Source organism: bacterium (assembly GCA_021372615.1).
In the GTDB taxonomy this organism is placed as follows: domain Bacteria; phylum Armatimonadota; class Zipacnadia; order Zipacnadales; family UBA11051; genus JAJFUB01.
On record JAJFUB010000113.1, the window covers coordinates 1 to 11,669 of the forward strand.

Here is an 11,669-nt window from a genome sequence, read left to right on the forward strand (position 1 = left end):
CCCCCCCCGCGACCTGCCTCGCCCCACGGCGCGCGGGCGAGGCCGCCCGCGCTACTGGAGGCATGCGACACCGCCTCAGCGCCTGCCCTCCCCCGTCGTCAGCGCCATGAACACGTCCTCCAGCGAGGGCTCGACCTCCTCGACCTGCGTGCAATCCACGCCGGCCTCGCGCAACGCGTCTTGCACGTCATCCACGACGACGCCGCGCCGCAGCACCACGTGCAGCCGGTCGCCGAAGACCTCCACCGACTGCACCGGCGCCAGCCGTTGCAGCAGCAACCGCGCCTCACGCTGCGCGGGGCAGCGCACCGCCAACACGCGTCCGGGCATGGCCTGGCGCAGCCCGGCCGGCGTGTCGTGGGTCAGCAGGCGCCCCTCGAACATGAAGGCCAGTTGGTGGCACCGCACGGCCTCGTCCATGTACGGAGTGGAGATGACGATGGTCACGCCCTGGCGCGGCAGGTCGTAGAGGATCTTCCAGAAGTCCCGGCGCGACACGGGGTCCACGCCGGTAGTGGGCTCATCGAGGAACAGCACCTGGGGCCGGTGGATCAGCGCGCACACCAGCGCGAGCTTCTGCCGCATTCCGCCCGAGAGCCGCCCCGCGAGACGGCGGCGAAAGGGCGTCAGGTAGGTGATCTCCAGCAGCTCGTCGCGGCGCTCTTCCCACCGGCCGCGCGGGACCTGGTACAGGTCGGCAATGTAGCGGATGTTCTCGTCAATGGTGAGATCGCGATGGAGGCTGAACTGCTGGGGGAGGTAGCCGATGACCTGCTTGACGGCCTCGGGATCGCGCACGACATCATGGCCCGCGACACGCGCGGCGCCGGCCGTGGGCTGCAGGATGCCGCACAACATGCGGAAGGCCGTGGTCTTGCCCGCGCCGTCCGGACCAACCAGGCCGAGTATCTGTCCCGCCGGCGCCTGCAAGGTGAGGCCCTCGCAGGCGACGACCGCACCGAACTCCTTGCGCAGCCCTTGCACGTCGAGGGCTACGTCGGTCATGGCCGTCGGCCCGGCGGGGTTCCCGTCGGCGCGGCCGACACCCCGCCCTGGGTCTCGATGACCGCATCCGCCGGCATGCCCGGTTTGAGCAGGCCCTCGTCATTGGCGACGGCGATCTCGACCGCGAAGACCGTGCGCGTTCGCTCCTCCTGAGTTTGCACGAACTTCGGGGTGAACTCCGCTTGCTGGGAGATGCGGCGCACCCGACCGGTGAAGGTGCGGTCCGGCTGCCCATCCACGGTGACGCGAGCGCTCTGCCCCAGCACGATCTGCGACAGCCTCGGCTCGGGCACGTACACCGTGACCCATGTGTCGGAGAAGTCTACTTCCGTCGCGATGGCCGAGCCGGTCCGCACGACCTCACCCACGCGCAGGTGGGTGTCGTCTATCATGCCGGTGACCCGGGCCGTGATGCGGAACTTGTCCAGGCCGGCCTCGGCGGCGCGCACTGCGGCCTCGGCCTGCAGCACCTGCTCGCGCGCGGCCTGCGCTTCGGCCTGCCGTACGGCGACCTGCCGACGGTTCGCCTCGGCCAGCGAGAGCGCGGCCCGGGCCTCACGTACCTGCCGGCCGGCGATGGTCTTCTGGTGCGGACGCGCCCCCTCCTGGGCCAGACGGAGCTGCGCCTGGGCCGCGGCCCGCGCTGCCTGGGCCTGCGCCACGGCCTGCTCAGCGCGCTGGATCTCCTCGGTGCGCGGACCCTTGCGGGCCAGCGTCAGCGCCTTCTCGGCGCTCCGCTGCTGGGCGAGGGCCTGCTGCACCTGTGCCCTGGCGGCGGTGATCTGGTCGGTGCGCGAGCCGGCCTTCACGAGATCGAGGCGCTCGCGGGCGGCCTTCAGGTCGGCCTGGGCGGCCTCGGCTGCAGCCTGGGCGGCATCGAGCTGTTGCGGCGCGATGGCCCCCTGCACCACGAGGGTCTTGGCCCGTGCGTAGTCCTTCTGCGTCTTGTCGGCCGCCGTCTCGGCCTTGCGGACCGCGGCCTGGGCCTCCTGCACTTCCTGCGGCCGGGCCCCGGCTTCCAGGTCGGCCAGGCGAGCACGCGCGGCCGCCAGCGCCGCGTCGGCCGCCTCCGCCGCCGCCGCGGCCTGCTCGATTTCCTCCGGCCGCAACCCCGCACGCAACTGCCTGAGTTGCGTCTCGGCCTGCCCCTGCGCCGCGGTAGCCTGGGCGAGCGCCGCCTGGGCCGCCCTGATCTCCTGCGGCCGGCTGCCGGCCAGCACGTCGGCCTGGCGGGCCTGGGCGGTGGCCATGCCTGTGGCGGCACGCTGTACGTCCGCCTCGGCAGTGCCCTGCTGGAGCGTCACGGCCTCCTGGGCGCGTTCCCACTGGGCCGTGGCGGCGGCCAGCGCCGCGCGGGCCTGGTCGAGGTTGGCGGCGGTGACTTCGCTCGCGACAACCGCGATGAGTTGCCCGGCCTTGATGGGCATGCCCTTCTCGATCGGCCGCTCCACGATCACGCCCGCGACCTCAGAGGCGATCTCGATGGTGCGCGCCTCGACAATGCCGCTGGCGCGTACGAGGTTCGCCGGCTCCGCGTGGCGGCGGGACAGCACCAGGGCCGTCACACCCAGCGCGACGAGCAGCAGCACGATCGGGATGATCTTGCGGATCGGGGGGCGACGAGGCGTGGTCGGGGTCGTGTCCATGACTGTCTCGCCTGGGATGTTGGTGCCGTCAGATCACATCCATGTCGTCGTCGAGTTCAAGCAGATCGTCCGCGTAGTCCTCGTCCTCCGCGGGGGCCTCCTCGCCAACCGGCATGATGACCGGCAGCACGATCGGCCGGCGACCTGTCAGCTCAAACAGGAACTTGGCGACGGAGGCCTTGATGCGATCGTACAGCTCCTCCGGGTCGTCGCCGGCGTCCTCATGGAAGCTATCGAGTGTGCGAAGCATGACCTCACGCGTCGCCTCGATCAGGTCCTGGGCCTGGTCCATGTAGACGAACCCGCGCGAGTAGACCTCCGGTGGCGCCAGCAGTCGCATGGTGTCGCGCTCGACGACGAGGACCGGCAGGAAGATCCCCTCAGCCGAGAGGATCTGACGGTCGTTGAGCACGATGTCGCCCACATCGCCCACGCCCAGGCCATCCACATTCACAGGTTCGGCCGGGACGTTCGCGGCGCGATAGCCCTTGCCGTTGCGGAACTCCACCGAGGCCCCGGCGTAGAGCACGAAGATGCGCTCGCGCGGCAGGCCCATATCACGGGCGAGATCGACGTACAAAACGAGATGGCGTTGGTCCCCATGGACCGGAATGGCGAACCGGGGCCGCGTGAGGGACAGCATGAGCTTGATCTCCTCACGGTACCCGTGGCCGGATACGTGCACGCCCTGGTCGCTGCCGTACACGACGCGCGCGCCCTCGGCGAACAGGTCGTTGATGACGCGCCAGATCAGGGACTCATTGCCGGGGATGGCGCTGGCGCTCATCACGACGGTGTCGCCCGAGACAATGCGCACGTGGCGGTGCGAACCGCGCGCCATGCGCGCCAGGGCCGATAGCGGCTCGCCCTGGCTGCCGGTGGTGATGACGGTCACTTCGCGCGGGGGCAGTTCGTCAATGTCCCGCACATCCACCATGGCCTCGGGCGGCACGTGCAGGTAACCCAGTCGGGCCGCGACCCCGGTCAGGCGCTCCATGCTACGCCCGGTCACGGCGACCTTGCGGCCGCAGCCCATGGACTGGTCAATGACTTGCTGGATGCGCCCGAGGTTCGAGGCGAAGGTGGTGATGATGACACGGCCCTGCGCATCGCGCAGCAGGTTGTGCAAGGTCTCGCCGACAACGCGCTCAGACGGGGAGTAGCCGGGGCGCTCGACATTGGTGCAGTCCGAGAGCAGGCACAGCAGGCCGTCCTCACCCATCCGCGCCAGCCGCTGGAAGTCCGGCCCGGGGCTGCCGATGGGTGTCTGGTCGAACTTGAAGTCGCCGGTGTGGAAGAGATCGCCCGCAGGGGTCCGGACGAACAGCCCCATGCCGTCGGGGATGCTGTGGCTGACGCGCACCAGCTCGATGTCGAAGTCCCCCATGCGCTCCGGTATGCCCGGCTCCATCTCGATCAGTTCGCTGCCCTCGACCGGATGGAACTCCTGCAGCTTGGCCTCCAGCAGACCGAGCGTCAGGCGCGTGCCGTAGACGCGGATGGGGATCTTCTCCATCAGATACGGCACAGCGCCCAGATGGTCTTCGTGACCGTGGGTCAGCACGACGCCGGCGAACTGGTCGGCGTTCTGCAGCACGTAGGTCATGTCCGGGATGATGACGTCCACGCCGGGGTGCTGCTCGTCGGGGAACATCAGGCCGCAATCCACGGCAATCATGCAGCCCTGACGGGCCACGAGGGTCATGTTCTTGCCGATGTCGCCGGTGCCCCCCAGGGAGATGACCCGCACCGCATCCTCAAAGCCCGCCAAGACGTCCAACGTTGCTCACTCCGTCACTGACAGAAAGTTCTTCAGCCGCTGCATGTCCTGCACCAGCACCGCCTCGAGGCTCGGCTGGTGCAGCGCCGCGGCCGGATGGTAGAGCGGAACATAGGTGATTCCCTCGACTTCTTGCGGCACGCCGTGGACCTTGCCCATGGACGCGCCCGGCGACAGCAACGTGTGCGTGGCCGGCTTGCCCAGCAGGCAGATGACACGTGGCGTCAGGAGGGCGATCTGTGCGTCCAGGTAGGGTCGGCACGCGACGGCCTCCCCCGGCAGAGGGTCGCGGTTGCGCGGCGGACGACACTTCACGATGTTGGTGATGTAGATGTCCTCGCGGCGCAGTCCGGCCTGCGCCAGCAGCCGGTTGAGGAACTGCCCGGCGGCGCCCACGAAGGGTCGGCCACTGCGGTCCTCCTGCTCGCCGGGGCCCTCTCCGATGAACATGATGCGTGCGTTCACCGGCCCCTCACCCGGCACCGCCTGCGTGCGAGTGGACGCCAGAGCGCAGCGCCGGCACGTGGCGATCTCCTGACCGAGTTCGGCGAGCATGGCGGCTCTGTCAGCCATGGCGACTCCGGAGCGACGGTGTCTAGACCAGCCCGAGGCCCTCGCACGCCTGCCGTATGGTGGCGGTATCGCTGTCGGAGGCCGGCACCAGCGGCAGCCGGAGACCCCCGACCGGGAAGCCGATGATCTCCAGCCCGCGCTTCACGCAGGGGGGGTTGCCGGAGGCCAGGAAGCAGGCCTTGACGATGGGGATGAGCGACTGGTGCGTCCGCGCGGCCGCCGCCACGTCCCCGGCCTGGAACTGGCGGATCATCTCCGCGATCTGCTTGCCGGCCAGGTGAGAGGCAACGCTGATCACACCGACGCAGCCGACCGCGAGCATCGGCAGAGTCAGCATGTCCTCGCCCGAGTACACCGTGAAGCCCTCCGGGGCACCGGCGCAGATCACACTGATCTGCTCCAGGTCGCCACTGGCTTCCTTGATCGCTACGATGTTGCTGACCTCACTGGCCAGGCGCAGCACGGTGGCGGCCTCGATGTTCTTGCCGGTGCGAGCCGGGACGTTATAGAGGATGACCGGCAGGTCCGTCACCGCGGCGACGGCCTTGAAGTGCTCGTAGAAGCCGGCCTGCGAGGGCTTGTTGTAGTAGGGCCCGGTGAGCATGACGCCATCAAGGCCCAGGTCGGCCACGGCTTGCGTGAGCTCGATGCTGTCGGCGGTGTCGTTGTTGCCGGTGCCGGCGATGACAGTGGCGGTCTGGCCGACTGCCTCCTCCACGACGCGGAACAGATCGAGCTTCTCTTGCGTGGTTGTCGTTGGCGCCTCACCGGTGGTGCCGGCCACGACGATGCCGTCCGAGCCGTTCTCCACCAGCATGACAGCCAGTTGCGCAGCACGATCCAGATCAACGCGCAGCTCCGCGTCGAAGGGTGTCACCATTGCCGTCAGTACGTTGCCGAAGCCAGCCATCTCAGCTATGTTCCTCCTTGGGCAGGTGCGCCCGCTCAGCAGCGAGAGCATGAGCATACACGATTCTTCCTCACGGGGGAAGAACCCTTCTTCCCGGCGAGTGTCATCGGGAGGCGTGGGCCAAGGGGGGGACGAGAAGGCTGCCGGGGAAGACGACGCCGCCGAAGCCTTCTCGGCGGCGCATGGGAACGTCTACTGCTCTACGGAATGGCCCTCACGCATTGCCCGCTTCTACTCGGCGCCCCGGTCGGGGGTCGGCCTGCGCAGAGCCCAGGGCCCGGGCTCTGCGCAGGCCCGGCAGGACTACTTCCTCTTCGGTGCGGCCTTCTTCGGTGCGGCCTTCTTCGGTGCAGCCTTCTTCGGCGCGGCCTTCTTCGGTGCGGCCTTCTTCGGTGCGGCCTTCTTCGGTGCGGCCTTCTTCGGCGCGGCCTTCTTCGGTGCAGCCTTCTTCGGTGCCGCCTTCTTCGGCGCGGCCTTCTTCGGTGCAGCCTTCTTTGGCGCGGCCTTCTTAGCCGCCGCTGCGCAGCACTTGGCCATCGAAGTACGCTCCTTTATGAGAGGTAGGCCGATTGCGGCAAGCGTGTGTGACTGTATATAACCCTTGTACTGTCATCTTGTCAACAGGTTCTGTACCGGTTAGTCCACATTAGCGAGGAAAAGTTAGCCAATGCTATGCTGCGATTCACGCACCTCATCGCTGCACGAGATCGGCCAACGCAGTGAAGTCGCCGGCAAGATGCTCATAGAGACGACGGTACAACTGGTAGTATCCCTCGTATGTAGCCACTGCCTCCGCTCGTGGCGTCAGCGCGTGGACGACCCTGATGGTCTGCCGGCATGCGCTCACGACGTCTGCGTATACGCCCGCGCCGACGCCGGCCAACAACGCGGCGCCGAAGGCCGCACCCTCGTCCACATTGATGACGCTCATCTCGCGCTGCGACACATCGGCCTGTATCTGTCGCCACAGTTCGCTGCGAGCTCCTCCACCGGAGGCGCGCACTTGCGGCATGTCCACCCCCAGCGCCGCGATGAGGTCAAAGGAGTCGCGCAGGCCATAGGCCACGCCCTCGAGGACGGCACGCGCGAGGTGGCGCTTGGTGTGGCGCAGGCTCAGTCCGAAGAGCACTCCGCGCGCGTTCGGGTCGGGGTAGGGTGTGCGCTCGCCGGTGAGGTACGGCAGGAAGATGAGGCCCTCGCTGCCGACGGGAGCGGTGGCGGCCTCGGCGGTCATCAGCTCATACGGATCACGGTCGAGCTGCCCGGCCACGGCGCTCTCGGCGGCGAAGAGCGTATCCCGCAGCCAGCGCAGGGACCCGCCCGCCGCGAGCATCACGCCCATGACGTGCCACTTGCCGGGCACGGCGTGGCAGAAGGTGTGTGTCCGCAGCTTCGCATCCATCGCCGGCTCGTCCAAGTAGGCGAACACGACGCCGGAAGTGCCGGTCGTGCAAGAGACGGCGCCGGGCTCGACGATGCCGTTGCCGACGCCGCCCGCGGCCTGATCGCCCCCACCGCCGACGACCGGCGTCCCGGCCCGCAGGCCGGTCAGAGCCGCGACGTCAGCCGTAATGGCGCCCGTCACGTCGGGCGACTCGTACACGCGCGGGAACCACTCGCGGGGCAAGTTCAGCTTGCTCAGAATCGCCTCGGACCAGCGGCGCTGCGGCACGTTGAACAGCGCTGTGCCCGAGGCGTCCGAGACCTCAGTCGCGTACTCGCCGGTCAGGCGGTAGCGCACGTAGTCCTTGGGCAGCAGCACCTGCGCGATCCGCTCGTACTGGCGCGGCTCATGGTCGCGCAGCCAGATGATCTTGGGCGCCTGGAAGCCCGTCAGCACGGGGTTGCACGTCTCGGAGACGATGGTCCTGCGCCCGACCTTGTCCGTGATCCAGGCACACTGCTCCGCCGTCCGCTGGTCGTTCCACAGCAGGGCCCGGCGGATGACCTGTCCGCTCACATCCAGGAACACCGAGCCATGCATCTGGCCCGACAGTCCCACGCCGACGATGCGGTCCGCGCTGACACCGCTCTCGGTCAGCACGCGCCGGATCGACTCCGCAGTCGCCTGCCACCAGTCCTCGGGCTCCTGTTCGGACCAGCCGGGCTGTGGCGAGTACAGCGGGTACTCGACAGTCACCCGCGCCTTGAGCTTGCCCCGATGGTCCACCACGATGGTCTTGGCCCCGGTGGTGCCGACATCAATGCCCAGCAGGTATGGCATGGGTTCACCCCACCTAGAGATCCAGCTCAGCCATGAGCAGCTTCCGCCCCGCCTCATAGCCGGCATTGCCAGCCGTGCAGTTCGCGACGCCGCAGCCATCCCACCAGACGGACAGCTCGGGACTCTCGCGGCGGCATACGGCCATGGTACTCGGCACGCGCGAGAACAGCAGGCGCAGCATCTCCCGCGCCGGGAGGGCGTCCTCGTACTGGAGGTCGAGGAGCCGCAGCAGGTCGAGGTCGCGCTTCTCGTTCGACAGTCCGCCCGAGCCCGCGACATTGACGCAGGCGTTCATGCCGGGGACACGGTGCGGGCAGGGCGCGCATATCATCCAGTCGGCGCCGGGGGCCATGACCACCGCCACGTCATCTGGCTTGCGGCGGATGATCTCGATGAACTCGACGATATTGTCGGCAGCCAGGGGCTCGGCTCGCCCCTCGTTCTTGCCGTAGTTGCACACGGCGCACATCATGACGTGCGGGCGGATGCGCAGGGCCTCCCCGCCCTCCATGGCCGCAACCGACGCGGCCTTGTCGCGCGCCATCTCATCGGCCGTCCGCGCCGGCACGAGGCTCTCCAGTGGCAGCGCGACGCCACGCTCGTACTGCTCGCTCAACGCCAGCGGGCACCCCTGCCACGCCGCTGACGCCGCGCCCTCGCAACCACACAGGCCGGCCGTCGTGCTGATGGCCTTACGCACGCGATGCAGGAGCGTGCGGGCCGGGAGCGTGGCGCCGGGCGGGAGGTCGAGGCGGTACAGTATGTCCAGGTCTCGCTTGCGCTCAGACTCGACACTGGACCGCGGGCTTTCCAGCCCGCTACCCCCGTTCGCGGGCTGGGAAGCCCGCGCTCCGACGTCCACATCCTGGTATGCGTACACATCCCGCGCCAGGCAACGTAGGGTCACAGGCAAGTCAGGCCGCTGACGGATGGCGTCAGCGGCCTGAGCAACGGTGTCGCGCTGGGGAGGCGGAATGTCGCCGGCGCAACGGCAGAAGAGACAGAGCAGATGGAACGGCCTGAGCGTGAGGCCGCTGTCCATGTTAGGTCACCTGTTCAACCGTGATGGGCGCGCCGCTCTTGACTTGCTTGAAGACCGTGGGCTCGCCATCCACCTTCCCGAAGATGCTGACCGGGCTGGCGGGACGGATCTCGGTGCCGCTGCTCATCGGCGTGGGGCCGAAGAAGATGCAGAAGGCCGGCCCCGGCGGCCAGTAGGCCAGGTCGCCCATCCCCACCGTCGGCTGTAGGTCCTCGCCGGGGGTGTCCACAGGGATGTCGAAGTAGATCTCGTCACCCCAGGTGCGGGCCACGCTCTTGATGGGGCAGGCTTCCCAGATGGCGTCAGCCATCCCGGAGTCGTTCAGCGTAGCGGTAGCGGTCACGTTGCCAACCGCGATCTTGATCTGGCGTGCCATGGTTGGTCTCCTTCTGAGGGGGCGGATGAACGGCTCCTCACCCCTGCCCCTCTCCCTCGCGCGGTACGTCTGCGCGCCGGAGAGGGGAACGCCAACGTCAACCGCTATGACCCGTCGGCGAAGAGCCGCAGGTAGCCGAGGCCTAGCTCGAAGCCCTCTTCGCGGCCGAGGGCCCCGTCCTCGTGCTCGATAGACAGGACACCGTTGAAGCCGTTGCGGCGCAGGCGGGCGCAGTAGACGCCCCAGTCAATGTCGCCGAAGCCCGGAATGACGTACCGCCACCAGCCCATCTCCTGGTTGCCCAGCCACGCCAGCTTCGGCTGGTTGACTTCGACGTCCTTGGCGTGGGTGTGGAAGATGCGAGTGGCGAACTTCTCGACGGCGTACAGGTAGTCGATGCCCTGCCACGCCAGGTGGCTCGGGTCGAAGTTCAGCCCGAAGTTCTCAGCGGGGACTTCGTTGAAGATCTGCTCCCACTGGTTGAGGGCGCGGATGTTGGTGGCAAACCAGTTCTCCATGGCCAGCTTGACGCCCTTGTCGGCGGCCTTCTTGGCGAACTCGCGGTAGAAGGGCGCAGCGTCCTCGACGATGCACTGCTCGCGGGTCTTGCCCGCCGGCGGCAGCCCGGCCATACAGCACAGCACGTCGCAATCCAGCTTCTCCACGGCGTCCAGAGCTTTGCTCAGGATGGCGCGGTTGGCCTCGCGCACGGCCGCATCACCGTTGGTAATGTCCACGTAGGCGGCCAGGCTGGAGATCTCCAGACCCGCCTCGCTCACCGAGTCCTGCAGGGCGTTGTAGTCCAGGTTGTCCAGGTCGCAGTGCTTGCTGGGCACCCGGATCTCCAGGCAATCGAAGCCTGCCTCGGCGGCGAAGTCCAGCACGGTGCCCATGTCGTCATTGCCAAACGGTGCAGTCAGCATCCCGACTTTCATGTTGCTATCCTCCTCGAATGGCCGGGGGCTTCCCGGCCTCGAAACATCGCACGGCTTGCTGAGCGGCGAAGGCGAGCAGCGACCGCGCCGTCTGCGTCTCCATGGCCTGTTCCAGCGACATCGGCTCGTTGCACAGCGAGAACACGGCGGCGAACATCTCGTTCAGGGACGGCACCGGCGCCACCGACCCGGCCAGGGCCAGGCACGGCACGCCAAGCTCGGCAGCGACATCGGCCACGCCCTTCGGCGTCTTGCCGAAGGCCGTCTGTCCGTCGAGGCGGCCTTCGCCCGTGAAGCACAGGTCCGACCCGCGCATGCGGTCGCGCAGGCCCACCGTCTCGATCACGATGCGCACGCCCGGTTCCAGCGTGGCGCCGCAGAAGGCCACCAGCCCCGCGCCCAGCCCTCCGGCCGCGCCAGCGCCCGGCAGATCGGCCACGTCGGCGTGCAGAACGCGCCGCACGACGTCCGCGAAGCGTCGCAGGCCCTCATCGAGCTGCGCCACGATCTCGGGCGTCGCGCCCTTCTGCGGTCCGTACACATGCGCCGCCCCGGTCGGGCCGCACAGCGGGTTCTCCACATCGCACGCCACACGGAATCGTGCCTGGGCGATGCGGGCGTCGAAGGCGCTCATGTCCATGGCGGTCAGGTCGAGCAGGCCGGCGCCGGTCGGGCTGACCTCGCGGCCGTCGGCATCCAGCAGCTTGACGCCCAGCGCCGTCGCCATGCCCAGGCCGCCGTCATTGGTCGCGCTGCCGCCGATGCCGATGATGAACTGCCGCGCCCCCGCGTCGAGGGCCGCGCGGATCAGCTCCCCCGTGCCCACCGTGCTCGTGTGCAGCGGGTTGCGCTGCTGCAGCGGCACGAGCGGCAAGCCCGAGGCCGCCGCCATCTCGATGACCGCAGTCGCACCGTCGCCCAGCATGCCGTAGGCGGCCTGGACCGGTTCGCCCAGTGGCCCGGACACGGTCTCCGTGCGCAGCTCACCGCCGGTCGCGTCCACGAGCGACTGGACCGTGCCCTCCCCGCCATCGGCCATCGGCACCTTCACACACTCGATCTGCGGATCGCAGGCGGCGACGCCATCGGCGATGGCGTCGCACACCTGCAGTGCTGTCAAGGAGCCCTTGAACGAGTCGGGGGCGATGGTGATCTTCATGGTAGGGATTGGGGATTGG

11 protein-coding genes and 1 pseudogene are annotated in these 11,669 nt (G+C 68.6%); all 12 read right to left on the reverse strand.

Annotated elements, in window-relative coordinates; translation table 11 throughout:
- Positions 1-75: 75 nt before the first annotated feature.
- A complete protein-coding gene (locus LLH23_16750) occupies positions 76-1,005 on the reverse strand; it encodes an ABC transporter ATP-binding protein (GenBank protein MCE5240113.1) in 930 nt (309 codons plus the stop codon).
- Positions 1,002-2,000, reverse strand: coding sequence for an efflux RND transporter periplasmic adaptor subunit (locus tag LLH23_16755; GenBank protein ID MCE5240114.1), 999 nt, complete (start codon positions 1,998-2,000; stop codon positions 1,002-1,004). The genes LLH23_16750 and LLH23_16755 overlap by 4 nt, the downstream gene beginning before the upstream one ends.
- A gap of 345 nt (positions 2,001-2,345) precedes the next feature.
- Positions 2,346-2,651: pseudogene (locus LLH23_16760) on the reverse strand (biotin/lipoyl-binding protein).
- Positions 2,652-2,679: 28 nt separating this feature from the next.
- On the reverse strand, positions 2,680-4,431 hold the full coding sequence (locus LLH23_16765; GenBank protein MCE5240115.1) for a ribonuclease J: 1,752 nt from the start codon (positions 4,429-4,431) through the stop codon (positions 2,680-2,682).
- A 6-nt stretch (positions 4,432-4,437) separates the two neighbouring features.
- Positions 4,438-5,004 (reverse strand): uracil-DNA glycosylase, encoded by a 567-nt coding sequence (locus LLH23_16770; GenBank protein ID MCE5240116.1) that lies wholly within the window; start codon positions 5,002-5,004, stop codon positions 4,438-4,440.
- Positions 5,005-5,026: 22 nt separating this feature from the next.
- Complete coding sequence (dapA, locus tag LLH23_16775) at positions 5,027-5,914, reverse strand: 4-hydroxy-tetrahydrodipicolinate synthase (protein ID MCE5240117.1); 888 nt, start codon at positions 5,912-5,914, stop codon at positions 5,027-5,029.
- A 303-nt stretch (positions 5,915-6,217) separates the two neighbouring features.
- Positions 6,218-6,451: a hypothetical protein gene (locus LLH23_16780; GenBank protein ID MCE5240118.1), complete on the reverse strand. Its 234-nt coding sequence runs from the start codon at positions 6,449-6,451 to the stop codon at positions 6,218-6,220.
- A gap of 154 nt (positions 6,452-6,605) precedes the next feature.
- Complete coding sequence (xylB, locus tag LLH23_16785) at positions 6,606-8,138, reverse strand: xylulokinase (GenBank protein ID MCE5240119.1); 1,533 nt, start codon at positions 8,136-8,138, stop codon at positions 6,606-6,608.
- A gap of 13 nt (positions 8,139-8,151) precedes the next feature.
- Positions 8,152-9,180: a hypothetical protein gene (locus tag LLH23_16790; protein ID MCE5240120.1), complete on the reverse strand. Its 1,029-nt coding sequence runs from the start codon at positions 9,178-9,180 to the stop codon at positions 8,152-8,154.
- 1 nt (position 9,181) lies between these two features.
- The gene (locus LLH23_16795; GenBank protein MCE5240121.1) at positions 9,182-9,556 is read right to left on the reverse strand and encodes a hypothetical protein; all 375 of its coding nucleotides are present in this window, start codon (positions 9,554-9,556) and stop codon (positions 9,182-9,184) included.
- A 104-nt stretch (positions 9,557-9,660) separates the two neighbouring features.
- Entirely contained in the window at positions 9,661-10,491 is an 831-nt protein-coding gene (locus LLH23_16800; protein ID MCE5240122.1) for a sugar phosphate isomerase/epimerase, read from the reverse strand.
- A 4-nt stretch (positions 10,492-10,495) separates the two neighbouring features.
- Positions 10,496-11,650 (reverse strand): glycerate kinase, encoded by a 1,155-nt coding sequence (locus tag LLH23_16805; GenBank protein ID MCE5240123.1) that lies wholly within the window; start codon positions 11,648-11,650, stop codon positions 10,496-10,498.
- Between the last annotated feature and the right edge of the window lie 19 nt (positions 11,651-11,669).

What these genes read in the sequence shown, in the direction of transcription:
- LLH23_16750 (MCE5240113.1), bottom strand. Translation starts at nt 1,005, where the DNA reads ATGACCGACGTAGCCCTCGACGTGCAAGGGCTGCGCAAGGAGTTCGGT.
- LLH23_16770 (MCE5240116.1), bottom strand. Translation starts at nt 5,004, where the DNA reads ATGGCTGACAGAGCCGCCATGCTCGCCGAACTCGGTCAGGAGATCGCC.
- dapA (MCE5240117.1), bottom strand. Translation starts at nt 5,914, where the DNA reads ATGGCTGGCTTCGGCAACGTACTGACGGCAATGGTGACACCCTTCGAC.
- LLH23_16780 (MCE5240118.1), bottom strand. Translation starts at nt 6,451, where the DNA reads ATGGCCAAGTGCTGCGCAGCGGCGGCTAAGAAGGCCGCGCCAAAGAAG.
- xylB (MCE5240119.1), bottom strand. Translation starts at nt 8,138, where the DNA reads ATGCCATACCTGCTGGGCATTGATGTCGGCACCACCGGGGCCAAGACC.
- LLH23_16790 (MCE5240120.1), bottom strand. Translation starts at nt 9,180, where the DNA reads ATGGACAGCGGCCTCACGCTCAGGCCGTTCCATCTGCTCTGTCTCTTC.
- LLH23_16795 (MCE5240121.1), bottom strand. Translation starts at nt 9,556, where the DNA reads ATGGCACGCCAGATCAAGATCGCGGTTGGCAACGTGACCGCTACCGCT.
- LLH23_16800 (MCE5240122.1), bottom strand. Translation starts at nt 10,491, where the DNA reads ATGAAAGTCGGGATGCTGACTGCACCGTTTGGCAATGACGACATGGGC.
- LLH23_16805 (MCE5240123.1), bottom strand. Translation starts at nt 11,650, where the DNA reads ATGAAGATCACCATCGCCCCCGACTCGTTCAAGGGCTCCTTGACAGCA.